The organism is Vagococcus sp. JNUCC 83 (assembly GCF_053667615.1).
Genome location: NZ_CM132204.1, coordinates 1,337,008 through 1,353,063, shown reverse-complemented (window position 1 = coordinate 1,353,063; position 16,056 = coordinate 1,337,008). Strand labels below are relative to the sequence as shown.

Genomic DNA, 16,056 nt, shown 5'->3' with positions numbered 1-16,056 from the left:
GGATGAAGACAAAAATCTATCATCAAAAGGACGTAGAAGAAGCTGCCAATGTGATTAAAGAAGGTGGACTGGTGTCGTTTCCAACTGAAACAGTTTATGGATTGGGAGCCGATGCGACAAATATCGATGCAGTAAAAAAAGTCTATCTGGCAAAGGGCAGACCAAGTGATAATCCATTAATTGTTCATGTGGCATCAAAAGAGATGATTTCTAAGTATGTATCAATGATACCTGAAAAAGCGAATCATTTGATGGATTCTTTTTGGCCAGGCCCTTTAACAGTCATTTTACCATTGTCTAAAGAGGCAAATTTATCTATTAGCATGACACACCCACTAGATAATGCAGCATTTCGTATGCCTAATAATCCTGTTACGTTGGAATTAATCAAAACATCTAATCTGCCACTTGTTGGTCCAAGTGCTAATACGTCTGGAAAACCTTCTCCTACCACTGCAATGCATGTGTTTAACGATCTAAATGGGAAAATCGAAGCCATTTTAGATGATGGAGAATGTGAGGTAGGAATTGAATCAACTGTTATTGACATGACTCAGCCAGATAAACCAACTATTCTAAGACCAGGAGCCATCACAAAAGAAGATATTGAACAAATAATTGGGGAGACATTCGTAGATAATCATTTGGTTGATGATCATCAAGCACCAAAATCACCAGGAATGAAATACAAACATTATTCACCAGAAACAGATGTAGTGATTGTAAAAGATAAAATAAGTGATTGGCAAAATGCGATTAGCTATTATCAAAAAGAAGGAAAAAAAATAGCGATATTATCTAGTCACCAAATTTATGATGATTTAAGTGATTATTCGGTATTTACTTATTATCCTTTATCTGAAAAAAAAGATGTAATATCTGCTATGCGTCACCTTTTTAGTGGGTTAAGACAGCTAGATGCTGAATTAACGGGATTTGATGGCATCATCCTTGCTGAAGGATATGAAGAAACTAGTAAAAACATGGGGTACATGAATCGTTTGAAAAAAGCAGCAAATCAAACGTTTTTTAGAAATTAAATAGTAATTATCAAGAAATATGGTACAATGGTATAAAAAATCGGGAGTGTGGTTGTAAATGGATTATAGAAAATCAGATGCTGTTTTATGGGATGCAATTGACAATGAAAAAAAGAGACAACAAGAAACGATTGAATTAATCGCTTCAGAAAATTTTGTCTCAGAAGCAGTCATGGAGGCACAAGGAAGTGTCTTAACAAATAAATACGCAGAAGGCTACCCTGGACGCAGATATTATGGTGGCTGTGAATTTGTTGATGTAGTTGAAAATTTGGCTATCGATCGTGCCAAAGACTTATTTCAAGCAGATTTTGCTAATGTGCAAGCACACTCAGGTTCTCAAGCTAATACAGCTGCTTATTTATCATTGATTGAAGATGGCGATACTGTAATGGGGATGGATTTAACTGCTGGAGGGCACTTAACTCATGGTTCTCCTGTGAATTTTAGTGGAAAAACATATAATTTTGTATCATATGGTGTTGATCCTGTGACAGAAGTGATTGATTATGAAGTGGTCAATATTTTAGCTAGAAAACACCAACCAAAATTAATCGTAGCAGGTGCTAGTGCATATTCTCGAGACATTGATTTTAAACGATTTAGAGAAATTGCTGATGGCATTGGGGCTAAATTAATGGTAGATATGGCTCATATTGCTGGATTAGTTGCAACAGGTTTACATCAAAATCCAGTTCCATATGCCGATATTGTGACATCAACTACTCATAAAACATTACGAGGTCCTAGAGGTGGACTAATTTTAACTAACTCACCAGAATTAGCTAAGAAGATTAATAGTGCCATTTTCCCTGGAATCCAAGGTGGTCCGCTAGAGCATGTGATTGCAGGAAAAGCTGTTGCATTTAGAGAAGCGTTGTTACCCGAATTTAAAGACTACAGTAAGCAAGTATTAGTTAATGCTAAAACTATGGCAAGAGTGATTAATCAAACCCCTGGAACACGTTTAATTAGTGGAGATACAGATAATCATTTACTTTTAATAGATGTAACAGGTTTGGGATTGACTGGTAAAGAAGCAGAAGCTATTTTAGATAGTGTGCATATTACAGTGAACAAAAATACTATCCCATTTGAAAGTCAAAGTCCATTTGTGACAAGTGGTATTCGTATTGGAACACCAGCAATTACAACACGCGGCTTTAAAGAAGATGATGCAAAAAAAGTTGCTGAATTAATTGTAGAAGCTCTAACGTATCACAACGAAGCAAGTGTATTGGAAAAAGTATCTAAAGAAGTCGCTGAATTACTAGAAAAACATCCATTATATAAGTAAAATTTTTAGGTAATTGACTAGTCAATTACCTTTTTTTCGGCTACAATAGATAAGAATAAAATTTAAAAGGAGAATCGCATTATGGGAAAATTTCAAGTGATAGATCATCCGTTAATTCAACACAAGTTAACAATTATCAGAGAAAAAAATTGTGGGACAAAAGTTTTTAGAGAAGTTGTTGATGAGATTGCTATGTTAATGGCTTATGAGGTGTCTCGTGACATGCCATTAGAAGACATTGAAATTGAAACACCTATGGGAACGTCAGTGCAAAAAACGTTAACAGGTAAGAAAGTAGCGATTATCCCGATATTAAGAGCAGGTATTGGCATGGTTGATGGTATGCTAGAGTTAATTCCAGCAGCTAAAGTTGGACATGTTGGTTTATATCGTGATCATGACACATTAGAGCCAGTTGAGTATTTTGTCAAATTACCAGCAGATATTGCGGAAAGACAGTTGTTTGTTGTTGATCCAATGTTAGCGACAGGCGGTTCAGCAATTATGGCTATTGATTTATTAAAACGTCGCGGGGCAACAAATATTAAATTTGTTTGTTTAGTAGCAGCTCCTGAAGGTGTGAAAGCTTTACAAGAAGCGCATCCAGATGTAGACATCTATACTGCTGGATTAGATGAAAAATTAAATGATGAAGGATATATTGTTCCAGGATTAGGTGACGCAGGTGACCGTTTATTTGGAACTAAATAATATGATTAAAAGAGGCTGACCCAAAAGTAAGTTTTTAAATGAAAATCACTAAACTAACAAAATAGAAATCCCATGAAGTCAGTGTTTTAATAAACTGATTTCATGGGATTTTTCTATTTTAAGATTTTTGGGTCAGCCTCTTTTTTTGCTTCTTCCTTATATTTAAAATAAAGTCAATACTTTTAACCTATTAAAATAACTATTAGATACCATAATTTTTTATAACTTGTAATCGATTACAATGCGTTATAAATTAAACTTATATTTTGCGCAAATATATAAACAATATAAATAATAAGCTTAAGGGAGAAGGTTATGGAAAATATAGTAATAGCTAAAAAAATTAAACATCCAGTGGTAAGTGGTATCATATCTGTTATTTTTTTAATTTTATTTGCATCAGTTGGTTGGATTATTTGGTCTAATTTTTGGCAATTGATTATTCGTTTAATTGGAGGAGAAGCACTCAATAACTTACCCACAGACATTCATGGACACTTTTTTAAAGAGTCTGTTGAAGGCACGTTTTTTTGGTTAGTAATTTCAACGTGGGTATGGTTTAGTTTAAATTTAGGAAATTATGGAAAGTATTCTAAAAACTTGTCACATTTAAAAACAGGGATTAGATATACTCTATTAGCATTTTTAGTAGGAGCGATTGGTTTTAGTGTGTTTGTCACATTTTTAGGTCTATGGTGGGAACCATTTAGTTGGCAAGTATTATTCAGACCAAATAGTGAGGCACAGGCATTACTAGCTATAAAAGGTTGGTCGGCTATTAACTTTTTTGCTTTATCTGTAATACTTACTCAAATTCCATTGGTTAGTTTATTTGGGAAATACCCATTTAGTCAACGAAGTCAATCAAGTTGGTCTATGTCATTTGGGACGTTATTTTTAGGTCTGTTTTTAGCATTATTTAACTGGATTGTTTTTATCGTTCCGAGCTTTTTCCAACTACAAATTGATGGAGTAGCTATTACGCAAGTTCCATTTGGTTCTTGGTCAACGGCAATTGCTTGGTGTCAGTTATTTATCTTTTTCTTTTTACTACCAGCAGAAGGAGCAGAAGGTTATCCTCAAAAGTTATTTACAACACGTCAACCAATTTCTGGTTTAATCGGATTAGTTATCTCAGTTATAGGGGCATTTGTCATGTTACCAATTTTAAGCAATCTATTAACACCTATTGCAAATGAAGTAGGAATTGATCCAGACTTAGCAGTCGCTTCATTTGTCTTAACAATTATTAACGTCTTACTCACATGGCATCACCATTTTGATGATTACCCTAATAAAAATATCGTCCCATCAGCATGGAAACGTATTTTGATTCAATTAGTTATTGTTATCTCAATTGGATCTGTTCTTGGAATACTTTGGCTTAAGACACTTCATTTATGGCCATTTGGTGGCAATCATTTAGGATTAGAACATCCAATGTTAGGCATTTTAGGAGGACAATTTGTTTACATGATGCCAATGTTATTTATGAACACATTTTTTGATAAATGGCCTATGTCATTTTATCAAGAAAAATAAATCGTTAGTGAACCGTCATTGTGACGGTTTTTTTCTTTGCAAAATTACTTGATTAGTCGTAGTAAAAATGATAGACTCTATTTACTACGATAGATAAAGTAATTTGTGAGGTGATTGAATGATCAGTAGCGATATTATCCGTGGGTATAATGATCCATTAATACTTTCCCTTTTGATTGATGAGGATTCTTATGGCTATGAGATTTCAAAAAAAATTAAAGAACAGAGTAATGGAAAATATATTATAAAAGAAACAACACTGTATTCTGCTTTTAACCGTTTAAAAAAAAATGGGTACATCACCTCTTATCCAGGAAATGAAACATTTGGGAAAAAAAGGACATACTATAAAATTACACCAGAAGGAAGACAGTATTATTTAGAAAAAAAAGAAGAATGGTCGTTAACAAAAGAAGTCATTGATAACTTTTTAGGAGGGGATTTATAATGAAAGTCATTGAAAATTATGTGGATGCCATGTTTGTCAATTTACCACGAACAATGGAACTACAATCTATTAAGGAAGACATCCTTTTAAACATGAAAGAAAAATATTTAGAGTTGATGGAAGAAGGTAAAGCAGAAAATGAAGCATTAGGAACAGTTATTGCTGAGTTTGGAAGTATTGATGAACTCCTGGATTCTTTGGATATTTCTATGGAAGAAAGAGCTGATGATGATTATCAAGAAGTGATTAGTCCTAGACTTCCAATATTAACGGAGTCTGTTATTACAAAATATCTTGAAACTAAAAGACTGACAGGAGTGATGATTGGTAGTGGTGTGGTGTCGATTGGTATAGCAATTAGCAGTTTTCTTTTGTTTGTCCAAAGATTTAATCCAGCTTTGGGACTTATGGTTTTATTTTTAGGCGGATTTGGGGGATTAGCCTTGTTTATTATGGGCGGTATGAAATTGTCATCGTATGACTATTTAAAAAAAGGATTTATTTTAAATACTGAAGATCGCTATCTTCTGGAGAATGCAAAGGAAGAGTATCAGCGCTCCTTTATTCTATCCATTGTCTTGGGTGTTGGTTTGTCGGTTATGTCTGTTGCTTCAGTTATGTTTCTTTACTTTATGGGGTTTGGTGATGATCTGGGGGCAAGTTCTCTCTTGTTAATTGCTTCAATTGCTTGTTTTTTCTTTATTTACGCTGGAAATATTCAAGGTAGTTATAATTTTTTATTAGAAAATGGATTAGCTGAAAATAGTTCATTTCAAGATATTAGACGGTTTCAAGGTTATAAAAGATTTGAATCTCTTTACTGGTTAGTTATTTTATTAATCTTCTTTGCTTGGGGATTTTTATTTGACGGATGGTTTATTTCTTGGATTGTTTTTCCTATTGGTGGTGTACTGTCTGGTGTCATTCAAAATAAAGCATAAACATAAGGTTACATCATTGATTTTGATGTAACCTTATGTTTTTAGAATTGTTTTGCGATATCTTTTGTTTTAACAATAATTTGTTGTAAAATCTCATCTGCTTTATCAGGTTGATAATCTAACCCTTCAATAACGATAGCATCTGTCTCTTCAACACCGACAAAATTAAAAATTTCTTTGATGTATTGTGATGAGGTATCTTCACCGGAGTGGATGCCGCCGCTAGCTTGAATATGAATCATTTTTTTACCAGGAGCTAATGGTTCTTTTCCATCTTCAGTGTATCTAAATGTTTTTCCTGCTACAACAATAGTGTCAATCCATGCTTTTAGTTTTGTTGGAATATTTAGATTCCAAAGTGGATTAGCAATAACTATCTTATCAGAGTTCAGAAATTGTTCAGTTAATTGAGAAAAACGTTCAATTTTTTTAGCTTGAACATCGCTAATTTCTTTTCCTTCTTTTAAACTAGCCCAACCAGTCAGAATATCTTTATCAATTTCTGGGACATCATCTTCATAAACATCTACTACTTCTACTGTATCATGTGGATGACTTTCTTCATAAGATGATAAAAAGGCATCTAAAACAGTTAGAGTACGCGATCCGTCTTTTGTTAAAGGGTGTGCTTTAATAACTAATACATTTGCCATAATAATTCCTCGATTCATTTATAATTTACTTATTAATTATCAGTAACTATTAATATAAAGTATTTTGTGAAAAATAGCAAAGCTTTTTTTAAAGAGGTATTAGCATACAGTTTAAAACTATTAGTTTTTATAATAGTTAGCTTAAGAAAAAGTGATTTGAAATCGTTATCAATAACGAGTACTATTAACTTAAGGAATTGACTCACAAAGTAAGGAAACAGAAAGAGGATAAAGATGACATTAATTAATGAATTATTAGGGATAAAGTATCCAATTATTCAAGGAGCAATGGCAAAAATTTCAACATCTGAATTAGTTAGTGCGGTATCAAATGCCGGAGGACTAGGTGTCATAGCTTCAGGAGGAATGACGACTGAGCAAGTAAGAGGTGAAATTAGAAAAACAAAGCAACTAACAGATAAGCCTTTTGCAGTTAATGTAATGCTAATGATGGAAAATCGAGATGAAATCATTGATGTAGTGATTGAGGAAAATGTAAAGATTATTACCTCAGGTGCTGGAACGCCTAAACCTTATATGAAACGATTAAAAGAACATGATGTGATAGTTATGCCTGTTGTTCCTAACGTAAAAATAGCACTAAAAATGCAAGAATTAGGAGCAGACGCTGTTATTGTCGAAGGAATGGAAGCAGGGGGGCATATTGGTGAGGTATGTACGTTTCCGTTGGTTTCTGCTGCCACTAAAGCATTGACTATCCCAGTAGTAGCAGCAGGTGGATTGTCGGATGGACGCTCATTAGCTGCAGCTTTAGCATTAGGGGCCAAAGGGATTCAAATGGGAACAGTATACTTATCGACTGAAGAATGTCCTGTTTCTGATCCCTATAAAAATGAAATTCTCGTATCAAATGAAACATCGACAGTTGTAACTGGGCGTCGAAACGGTGCGCCTGTTAGAAATATTCGTAATGAAATGACTGCACATTATTTAGAACTTGAAGCAAAAGAAGTATCTAGAGATAAGTTAGAAGCATTAACCATTGGTTCGTTATATAAAGCTGTTAAAGAAGGCGACATGGTTAATGGATCAGTCATGGCTGGACAAATTATAGGAACCATAGATCAAATTAAAACAGTAAAAGAATTACACGAAGAAATTATTACACAATACAGACAGATTTCTCTACCGATAATTTAGGAAAAAGATAATTTAAATGTCGTGCGCCCCAAAAAATAGATTTTTTAATCTAACTTTTGGGGCGTACGACATATTTTTAGGAGCGGTATTCTGTTTTTTTATATTTATTTTGTTATACTTTAGGTGAAGGGGTGAGAATATGGTATCTTTGGATACTTTTTTAAAAAGTGGTACAACCAACGTATCGAACTTATTACTTAGCTATTATAAGCACGTGGGTATGACAGATTCAGAGTTATTATTTTATTTTCAGTTATTAAGCTATCAGGAAAAAGGAGATTACTTTCCAGATATGCAGAAAATCACACAACCAATGTCTTTGTCCATCGATTCTGGCTATCAAATGGTACAAGAATTAATGACAAAAGGCATTATATCAATAGAAACTAAACCAAATATTGCTGGAAAAACTGAAGATCGATATGATTTAATGCCAGTATATGAAAAAATTGAACAAGTGATGAGACAAGAAAACGAAAAAAAAATATCAGAGATAATAGATGATAAGAAAGCTTCTTTATTTAACCAATTTGAACAGGAGTTTGGACGTTCTTTATCTCCAATAGAATTAGAAACAATCCAACAATGGCTTGATATTGACAAGTATTCTGTGGAATTAATCGAGTTAGCTTTGAGAGAAGCAATATTAAACCAGGCATATAGTTTAAAATATATGGATAGGATTTTACTGAATTGGGAGAGAAAAAATTTAACTAGTAAACAACTGGTACAACAAGATCAAAAAAAACGATTACAGGAAATTGATGCTAAAAAACCCACCAGTCAAGAATCAGACTTACCAGAAATTCCAATGTACAATTGGTTGAATCCGGGGGATAAATAGGAGAAAATATGTTATCAAAAAAGAAAACACTTGAAGCGATTGATTTGATGAAAGAATTATATCCGGACGCAAAAGGTGAGTTAAATCATGAATCACCCTTTCAATATTTAATTGCTGTTATTTTAAGTGCACAGGCAACGGATGTATCTGTAAATAAAGCAACCCCTTATTTGTTTGAAGCATACCCAAGCGCTGAAGCGTTAGCTCAAGCTCCATTAGAGGATGTCATGCTACGTATCAAAACCATCGGATTGTATAAGACGAAAGCTAAAAATATTATCAAGACATCTCAAATGTTAGTCGACCGATTTAACGGTGAAGTACCCAAAACGAAAAAAGAGCTGATGAGCTTGCCAGGAGTTGGTAGAAAAACGGCCAATGTAGTTGCTGGAGATATGTTTAATGTCCCTTCCATTGCTGTAGATACTCACGTGGAACGTGTAAGTAAGCGATTGAGAATCTGTAAACAATCAGCAACAGTTGACGAAGTGGAAGAGACACTGATGAAAAAAATACCTGAAGAACGATGGGTAGATACCCACCATACAATGATTTTATTTGGAAGATATCATTGTACCGCTAGAAAACCAAAATGTGATGGTTGTTTATTGTTGGATTTGTGTGCTGAAGGTCAAAAAAATATGAAAAATAAAAACAAGGAATAATGCCTAAATTAGCATCATTCCTTGTTTTTTAATCATCTTTTTTTGAGGTGTTACTGCGTGGCTTAATATCTTGTGCAGGGGGCGTGACATTATTGCTTCCGCTATTATTTGTACCGCTTTGGTTAGTCTGCGTGTCATTATCTGAGCTTGTATCAGGTTTACTATTTTCAACTGCTGGTTTTTCTTGGGAAACTTCAGTTTTTATTTCTTCTTTTTCACTATCAGCTTTCGTATTTTCTTTACTAGAAGAAGGGGTAGTAACTGTATTTTCTTCATAGTAATTATAGAAAGTTGTGTCATTGGATTGATTACTATAGGAAGGTTGATTCTGTTTTGTATGTCCTTTTACATAAACCTCATTGCCAATTCGAACAACATTAGAAGGTTGCTTCCAATCTGTTGGCTCTATGTTTTGGTAGAGATAAGACATAAATTGACGATAGATATCCATTGCAAGTTGTTGATTATACAATGTTACAGGTTGATAGTAATCATCATAACCAGTCCATACTGCTAATGAGTATTTAGGAGTGTAACCGACAAAGGTAATATCTGGACTTCCTTCTCCTTTTACTTTATATAATACATCATCGTCGTAATTACTAGTTCCAGTTTTACCCGCTTGCACGATACCATCGATTTGAGCTGCGGTTCCAGTTCCGCGGTTAATAACGTCTTTTAACATATCGGTAACGATGAAAGCAGTCGATTCTTTCATCGCTCGTTTTCCTTGAGATTCAAAGCTTTCTTCCGTTCCATCAGCATAAACTACTTTACTAACATAGCTTGGCTCATAATAGACACCGCCATTAGCAAAGGCTGCATATGAAGCCGCTAATTTTTCCGAAGAAGATTCAAAACCAATAGCAGTTCCCTCATAAACGTTATTATTTAATCCTAAATTAGAAATGAATTCTTTTGATTTATCATCTCCTACTTCTTTTAGAGCTTTTAATGCAGGAATATTTCTGGAATCAACTAATGATTCACGCATTGTCAAATTGCCTCGATAAGATTTATCATAGTTATAAACCGGAGTCCCATCAGAGTATTTATACGGTGCATCAGCATAAACTTGACCTGACCCATAATTTAAGTCTTCAATCGTTGGAGCATAGGCTACTAATGGCTTAGCAGTTGAACCGATGTTTCGTTTTGCTGTCACGGCTTTATTGTCATTCATCGCACCATCGCCTACGTTACGCCCACCAATTTGTGCGCGAACATCACCATTTTTTACATCAATTAAAGTTGCAGTTGCTTGGAATTTATCGTCAGGAAAGTTGATAGCAGAGTTGTCGCTATTCACTAGATTATATAGATAGGTTTGAGCAGCTAAATCCATATTGGTATAAATATCTAATCCATCAGTATAAACATTTTTCTTTGTTTTCTTTTGTACTTCATCAATCACCTGCTTCACATAGTTGTCGGTAACAACTTGGGTTGTTGAATCTTCTTTAAGTGTCACTAATCCATCTTCTATTTTTGTGTTTTTGGCTTCATCATAATCTTTTTTAGAAATCACTTTATCTTTATACATTTCACTTAGAACAAGATTTCTTCTTTTTGTCGCTAAATCAGGATGAGTATAAGGGTCGTAATCAATCGGAGCTTGTGGCATACCTGCTAGTAAAGCATACTGTGCCAGAGATAGGTCACCTAGGTTCTTACCAAAATACGTTTCGGCTGCCGTTTGCATACCATATACACCATTTGCCATATAAACGCGATTGATATAATAGGTTAAAATTTCATCCTTTGATTTTTTACGTTCAAGTTCAACAGATAACCACGCCTCTTGGGCTTTACGTTTGATGGTTTGATCTTCTTTTTTAGTTGAGAAAAAGGATAATTTAATTAACTGCTGGGTCAAGGTACTTCCACCTTGTCTACTCGTCCCTCTAATATTTGATACTGCAGCTCCGACAATACGTATTGGATCAACTCCAGCATGTTTTTCAAAGCGTTTGTCTTCAATTGAAATAATCGCTTGCTTTAACACTGGGGGAATTTGATTAGGTTCGATTGTTTCACGTTTTTTTTCACCAATTTCTAAAAACATTTCACCATTAGAAGCATACATTTTTGATGAGCGTGTATCTTCTAGTTTTTTATAATCAAGGGTAGGAGCATCTTTTACGTAATAAAAGAAAAGCCCTGCACCACCAATAATAGGTATAATAATAAGTGAAAGTATGACAGCTAGGGTAACCAACAAAATTTTTTTTGTATTACGTTTTTTTTGTTTCTTGTTGGGCTTTTTTTTCCCAATTAAACTATTTTCCATAAATAGAATCTCCTTTTAATATATAGTGATCAATAACTGTCAGATATGGTACAATTGGAGCCATGCCTAATTGTAGTTCATACCCAACTTCTTCTATCAAACAAAACGGGATAGATTTTCTTTGACTTTCCTTGTGTTCCCAATAATCAATGACATATTTAGCGGGTAGAAAAAAACAACGTTGTAAAGTGGAAAACCATATCAGTACAAAGACAACCCCTTGTTGTTTAAGACATTGTTTCATGTGCATAATCTGATGTTCATGAAAGTTATTAATAGGAAACGAGGTTTTGTTTTTTGTTTCCTTTGCTTCAAAGTCAAGATAATAACCTTTATAAATACCATTGTAGTCAGTTGTTGAAGCTTCTTTAAAGTATGCTTCGGTAATGACAGCAGCACTTCTTTTGGGATAGTTTACATTAACAATTTGTACGGGCGTTGGTTTTTTATGGACAACAGCCATGCCTTTTGATAAATAATAGGCGTTACTTTGATTGATATATTCTTCAAAAGACATTCCACGATTAGAAAAAGATTTTTGTTTCTTTTTATTATTTGCCTTTTCATAGTGTTTAGAGACACCATTAGGATAATTAATAGCCAAAATACCACACTCCTTTGACCATTATATCAAACCTTGAAATACAATGAAAAGGAAAATAGAATAAACTTAATTTAATATACAAGAAATTACTAAATTTTTAATTTTTTTATTAAAAGAGTTGTGTTACAAGGCAAAACTGATTATAGTATAATATGGAGAGTAACATAATTTCTAAACATATATGAAATAATATGCGACATAAAAGTGAAAAAATATTTTAAAAATGACATAAATGATGAGGTGTATTAATTGACTAAATTAAATTTATCAGCAAGAGATATTTTACAGAAAGAATTTAAATCAAAAGTACGAGGATATGACCCAGTTGAAGTAGATGAATTCTTGGATACGGTCATTAAAGATTATGAAACATATAATCAAGAATTATTAACATTAAGAGAAGAAAATCATCGTTTGGTTAACAAGGTAGATCAATTGACTCAAAGCCAAGCAACTCTTTCTCGTATGAAGCAAGATGTGCCAAATCCAACATCAGTGACAAATTTTGATATTCTAAAACGTTTATCGAATCTTGAAAAAGAAGTTTTTGGTAAAAAATTAGAAGAAGTATCTGGTTCTGTGAAAGTTGATGTAAATGAACAAGCACGTGCATCTTTGTCATCAGCCGTAGAAAAAGTATTAAATAATGATGATTTAGGCGCTACTCGTCGATTCTAAACAAACAATATAATTTGTAATTTTCGGATAATCGCAGTTTACATAACGTAAGGTGAGGAAAGTCCATGCTCGCACAAACTGAGATGTTTGTAGTGTTCGTGCTTAATGAAACCATAAATTAAGGTACCTCTTATTAGAGGTAACGGCAGGAAAAATAGCTACGGCCTTGCTATGCTAAAGTATCCTTGAAAGTGCCACAGTGACGAAGTGATTTTAGAAATAAAATCAGTGGAACGGGTAAACCCCTCGAGCGAGCAACCCAAACAATGGTAGGGGCACCTGTCTCAAGGAAATGAACTTAGAGATGGGACAGAATAATTTCTGTAGACAGATGATTATCGTTGATTAGTGTTACCTGGCAGTAATCAATACAGAACATGGCTTATAGAAAATTACAACATCAGGGAGCCTTCCAGTTTGATGGAAGGCTTTTTTTCTAAAATAAAATTAATTGGAGTTACAAACATGAAAAAATATAAATTAATTGCAACAGCAGCAAGTGGTATAGAAGCACTTGTCGGTCGAGAACTAAGAGATATGGGAATTGAATGTGAAGTGGAAAATGGTAAAGCCATTTTTTATGGAGACATTGAAACCATTGGACGAGCTAATTTATGGCTTAGAACAGCTGATAGAATTAAAATTGTTGTCGGAGAATTTGAAGCAAAAACGTTTGAGTCTTTATTTGATCAAGTGAAAGAGCTACCCTGGGAAGATTTTTTACCAATGGATGCTAATTTTCCTGTATCCGGTAAATCCATTAAATCAACGCTATTTAGTGTATCTGATTGCCAAGCGTTAACAAAAAAAGCAATTGTTAATCGTTTGAGTGAGTATTACTCAAGATATGGTAGATTACCAGAAACAGGCGCACAATTTCCAATTGAAGTAGCATTGTTAAAGGATAAAGTGACTATAACAATCGACACGACTGGACCTAGTTTATTTAAACGAGGGTATCGTTTAGAAAAAGGTGGAGCGCCGTTAAAAGAAAATATGGCAGCAGCAATTATTTCTTTAACGACTTGGCGAAAAGATCGACCATTTTATGACCCAGTGTGTGGTTCGGGAACGTTTTGTATAGAAGCTGCGCTAATTGGTCGAAACATGGCACCCGGATTTAATCGTGAATTTTTATTTGAATCTTGGCCTTGGGTGGATGATTCTATTATGGAACGATTGCGTGCTGAAGCAGATGAACAGGTAGATTATGAGACTGAATTAGATATTTTGGGAACTGATATTGACCCTAAAATGATTGAAATAGCGAAAAAAAATGCTGAAGAAATCGGATTAGGTGAGGACATCACGTTTAAACAAATGCAGCTAAGTGATTTTACAACAGATAAAGAATATGGTGTGATTGTAGCCAATCCGCCTTACGGAGAGCGTCTAGGCGAAGAAGATGCTGTTAGAGAGTTGTATAAACAAATGGGAGATGTTTACCGCCCACTTAAGACATGGAGTAAATATATATTAACTAGTGACTTGCAGTTTGAAAGTTATTATGGCGCAAAAGCGACTAAAAAACGCAAATTGTATAATGGAGCACTTAGAACAGATTTATTCCAATATTGGGGAACACGTCCACCAAGAAAACCAAAAACTGAAGGAGCAAACTAATATGAGTAAAGAACAAGAGTTTTTAGCTTATTTAAAAGAAATAGCGTTATTAAATGAAGCTGTTGGTTTAGCGGAATGGGATAGCCAAACAGGTATGCCAGAAAAAGGAGCTGAATATAGAGCTGAAATGTCTAGTTATTTAGCAGGAATGGCCTTTGATAAATCAACTAATGACATAATGAAAGAGTATATGGAATACTTTTCAGCTCATCCTGATGAATTATCTGATTTTGGAAAGCAAGTATTTGAGAAAACTAAAGAAAATTACGACTTAAATAATAAAATTCCCGCAAATCGTTTTCAAGAGTATTCGCGTTTATTATCTAATGCACATAGCGTTTGGGTAACGGCTCGTGAAAAACAAGATTTCTCTATTTTTGAACCAATTTTGACTGATATTGTGGCCATGACCAAAGAGTTTATTCCACTATGGCGTAAAGATGAAGCAACTGATTATGATGTATTATTAAATCAGTATGAACCAGGTATTACAGTAGAAGTATTAGATGATGTCTTTGCCCAAGTTAAAGAAGGTATTATGTCTATTCGAAAAGAGTTAGAAGAAAAAGGTACAACTCCTAATACCGATTTTATCAACCGAACTGTCCCTAAAGAAATTCAAAAAGAATTTGTGACAAAAATTGTTGAACAGCTAGGCTATGATTTTTCAAGAGGTCGCTTAGATGATACCGTTCATCCATTTATGTTAAATCTAAACCGTAATGATGCTCGTATTACAACTCGTTGGGATGATAATGATTTTATTATGGCTACATTAGGCGTTATCCACGAGGCAGGTCACGGGATGTATGAGCAAAATGTCGATGCTAAATTTGACTATACTCCGTTATCAGGCGGAACTTCTATGGGCATTCATGAATCTCAATCATTGTTTAATGAAATTATTGTTGGAGGAAGCCAGGCATTTTGGTACAAACAATTTGAGTTATTAAAACAATTAACAGGTGAAACATTTGCAGACATTTCAACAGAAGACTTCTACAAAGGATTAAAATTAACACAGCCAAGTTTAGTGAGAATTGAATCTGATTCGTTAACGTATCCTCTCCATATTATTATTCGTTATGAGATTGAAAAAATGTTATTTAATGGTGATTTAGAAGTAAAAGACTTACCAAAAGTATGGAATGATAAATATAAACAGTATTTAGGTATTCGTCCTGAAAATGACACAGAGGGTGTGTTGCAAGATGTTCATTGGGCAGGCGGAAGTTTTGGTTACTTCCCATCATATGCGTTAGGTTATATGTATGCTGCGCAACTGTATCATGCAATGAATAAAGACATAAATGTTGAAGAGGTATTAGCAAGTGATGATTACTCATTGATCAGAGAATGGTTAACTGAACGTATCCATCAATATGGTAGTTCTAAAAAACCAAATGAATTAATTGTTGAAGCAACAGGTGAGGAATTAAACCCACAATACTTGATTGATTATATGAAAGATTTATACTTTAATGTATACAACGTTGCAAAATAGTTTTTTAAAAGTTGCAGATGATTCTGTAACTTTTTTTATTGAGAAAGTATTGTAT

15 protein-coding genes and 1 other RNA gene are annotated in these 16,056 nt (G+C 34.0%); 13 read left to right on the top strand and 3 right to left on the bottom strand.

The window, feature by feature from the left end; genetic code table 11:
- Window positions 1-2: 2 nt before the first annotated feature.
- The 6 genes from JNUCC83_RS06540 to JNUCC83_RS06515 all read left to right on the top strand — a co-directional run bounded on the left by JNUCC83_RS06540 (window position 3) and on the right by JNUCC83_RS06515 (window position 5,979).
- Window positions 3-1,040, top strand: a complete 1,038-nt coding sequence (locus tag JNUCC83_RS06540; RefSeq protein ID WP_454459253.1) for an L-threonylcarbamoyladenylate synthase — start codon at window positions 3-5, stop codon at window positions 1,038-1,040.
- 58 nt (window positions 1,041-1,098) lie between these two features.
- Window positions 1,099-2,337 carry a serine hydroxymethyltransferase gene (glyA, locus tag JNUCC83_RS06535; RefSeq protein WP_454459252.1) on the top strand — a complete coding sequence of 413 codons (1,239 nt, stop codon included), beginning with the start codon at window positions 1,099-1,101 and terminating at the stop codon, window positions 2,335-2,337.
- An 81-nt stretch (window positions 2,338-2,418) separates the two neighbouring features.
- Complete coding sequence (gene upp, locus JNUCC83_RS06530; RefSeq protein WP_454459251.1) at window positions 2,419-3,048, top strand: uracil phosphoribosyltransferase; 630 nt, start codon at window positions 2,419-2,421, stop codon at window positions 3,046-3,048.
- A 315-nt stretch (window positions 3,049-3,363) separates the two neighbouring features.
- Window positions 3,364-4,590, top strand: coding sequence for a hypothetical protein (locus tag JNUCC83_RS06525; RefSeq protein ID WP_454459250.1), 1,227 nt, complete (start codon window positions 3,364-3,366; stop codon window positions 4,588-4,590).
- Between the two features lie 118 nt (window positions 4,591-4,708).
- The gene (locus JNUCC83_RS06520) at window positions 4,709-5,038 is read left to right on the top strand and encodes a PadR family transcriptional regulator (protein ID WP_454459249.1); all 330 of its coding nucleotides are present in this window, start codon (window positions 4,709-4,711) and stop codon (window positions 5,036-5,038) included.
- A complete protein-coding gene (locus JNUCC83_RS06515; protein ID WP_454459248.1) occupies window positions 5,038-5,979 on the top strand; it encodes a permease prefix domain 1-containing protein in 942 nt (313 codons plus the stop codon). Before JNUCC83_RS06520 ends, JNUCC83_RS06515 begins: the two co-directional genes overlap by 1 nt.
- Window positions 5,980-6,020: 41 nt before the next feature.
- On the opposite strand, the gene JNUCC83_RS06510 is transcribed toward JNUCC83_RS06515, so the two are convergent.
- Window positions 6,021-6,632 carry an FMN-dependent NADH-azoreductase gene (locus tag JNUCC83_RS06510; protein ID WP_454459247.1) on the bottom strand — a complete coding sequence of 204 codons (612 nt, stop codon included), beginning with the start codon at window positions 6,630-6,632 and terminating at the stop codon, window positions 6,021-6,023.
- Between the two features lie 234 nt (window positions 6,633-6,866).
- Between JNUCC83_RS06510 and JNUCC83_RS06505 the strand changes: the two genes are divergently transcribed.
- The 3 genes from JNUCC83_RS06505 (at window position 6,867) to nth (ending at window position 9,302) form a co-directional block, all read left to right on the top strand.
- Complete coding sequence (locus JNUCC83_RS06505; RefSeq protein WP_454459246.1) at window positions 6,867-7,793, top strand: NAD(P)H-dependent flavin oxidoreductase; 927 nt, start codon at window positions 6,867-6,869, stop codon at window positions 7,791-7,793.
- 139 nt (window positions 7,794-7,932) lie between these two features.
- Window positions 7,933-8,637, top strand: coding sequence for a DnaD domain-containing protein (locus tag JNUCC83_RS06500; RefSeq protein WP_454459245.1), 705 nt, complete (start codon window positions 7,933-7,935; stop codon window positions 8,635-8,637).
- 8 nt (window positions 8,638-8,645) lie between these two features.
- Window positions 8,646-9,302: an endonuclease III gene (gene nth / locus JNUCC83_RS06495; RefSeq protein WP_454459244.1), complete on the top strand. Its 657-nt coding sequence runs from the start codon at window positions 8,646-8,648 to the stop codon at window positions 9,300-9,302.
- A 28-nt stretch (window positions 9,303-9,330) separates the two neighbouring features.
- On the opposite strand, the gene JNUCC83_RS06490 is transcribed toward nth, so the two are convergent.
- Together JNUCC83_RS06490 and recU are read right to left on the bottom strand one after the other, a co-directional pair.
- Entirely contained in the window at window positions 9,331-11,592 is a 2,262-nt protein-coding gene (locus JNUCC83_RS06490; RefSeq protein ID WP_454459243.1) for a PBP1A family penicillin-binding protein, read from the bottom strand.
- Window positions 11,582-12,196, bottom strand: a complete 615-nt coding sequence (gene recU / locus JNUCC83_RS06485; RefSeq protein ID WP_454459242.1) for a Holliday junction resolvase RecU — start codon at window positions 12,194-12,196, stop codon at window positions 11,582-11,584. Before recU ends, JNUCC83_RS06490 begins: the two co-directional genes overlap by 11 nt.
- Before the next feature lie 249 nt (window positions 12,197-12,445).
- Between recU and gpsB the strand changes: the two genes are divergently transcribed.
- From gpsB to JNUCC83_RS06465, 4 genes are all read left to right on the top strand, one after another.
- Window positions 12,446-12,874 carry a cell division regulator GpsB gene (gpsB, locus tag JNUCC83_RS06480; protein ID WP_454459241.1) on the top strand — a complete coding sequence of 143 codons (429 nt, stop codon included), beginning with the start codon at window positions 12,446-12,448 and terminating at the stop codon, window positions 12,872-12,874.
- Between the two features lie 19 nt (window positions 12,875-12,893).
- Window positions 12,894-13,264: RNase P RNA component class B (rnpB, locus tag JNUCC83_RS06475), an RNA gene on the top strand.
- 75 nt (window positions 13,265-13,339) lie between these two features.
- A complete protein-coding gene (locus JNUCC83_RS06470) occupies window positions 13,340-14,497 on the top strand; it encodes a THUMP domain-containing class I SAM-dependent RNA methyltransferase (protein WP_454459240.1) in 1,158 nt (385 codons plus the stop codon).
- A 1-nt stretch (window position 14,498) separates the two neighbouring features.
- Window positions 14,499-16,001 (top strand): carboxypeptidase M32, encoded by a 1,503-nt coding sequence (locus tag JNUCC83_RS06465; RefSeq protein WP_454459239.1) that lies wholly within the window; start codon window positions 14,499-14,501, stop codon window positions 15,999-16,001.
- The last annotated feature ends 55 nt before the right edge of the window (window positions 16,002-16,056 follow it).

Bases quoted from the DNA above. Each gene is read 5' to 3' on its own strand.
- JNUCC83_RS06465 (WP_454459239.1), top strand. From the start codon at position 14,499: ATGAGTAAAGAACAAGAGTTTTTAGCTTATTTAAAAGAAATAGCGTTA.
- JNUCC83_RS06525 (WP_454459250.1), top strand. From the start codon at position 3,364: ATGGAAAATATAGTAATAGCTAAAAAAATTAAACATCCAGTGGTAAGT.
- glyA (WP_454459252.1), top strand. From the start codon at position 1,099: ATGGATTATAGAAAATCAGATGCTGTTTTATGGGATGCAATTGACAAT.
- JNUCC83_RS06490 (WP_454459243.1), bottom strand. From the start codon at position 11,592: ATGGAAAATAGTTTAATTGGGAAAAAAAAGCCCAACAAGAAACAAAAA.
- JNUCC83_RS06500 (WP_454459245.1), top strand. From the start codon at position 7,933: ATGGTATCTTTGGATACTTTTTTAAAAAGTGGTACAACCAACGTATCG.
- JNUCC83_RS06510 (WP_454459247.1), bottom strand. From the start codon at position 6,632: ATGGCAAATGTATTAGTTATTAAAGCACACCCTTTAACAAAAGACGGA.
- JNUCC83_RS06515 (WP_454459248.1), top strand. From the start codon at position 5,038: ATGAAAGTCATTGAAAATTATGTGGATGCCATGTTTGTCAATTTACCA.
- nth (WP_454459244.1), top strand. From the start codon at position 8,646: ATGTTATCAAAAAAGAAAACACTTGAAGCGATTGATTTGATGAAAGAA.
- upp (WP_454459251.1), top strand. From the start codon at position 2,419: ATGGGAAAATTTCAAGTGATAGATCATCCGTTAATTCAACACAAGTTA.
- JNUCC83_RS06470 (WP_454459240.1), top strand. From the start codon at position 13,340: ATGAAAAAATATAAATTAATTGCAACAGCAGCAAGTGGTATAGAAGCA.
- JNUCC83_RS06540 (WP_454459253.1), top strand. From the start codon at position 3: ATGAAGACAAAAATCTATCATCAAAAGGACGTAGAAGAAGCTGCCAAT.
- JNUCC83_RS06505 (WP_454459246.1), top strand. From the start codon at position 6,867: ATGACATTAATTAATGAATTATTAGGGATAAAGTATCCAATTATTCAA.
- JNUCC83_RS06520 (WP_454459249.1), top strand. From the start codon at position 4,709: ATGATCAGTAGCGATATTATCCGTGGGTATAATGATCCATTAATACTT.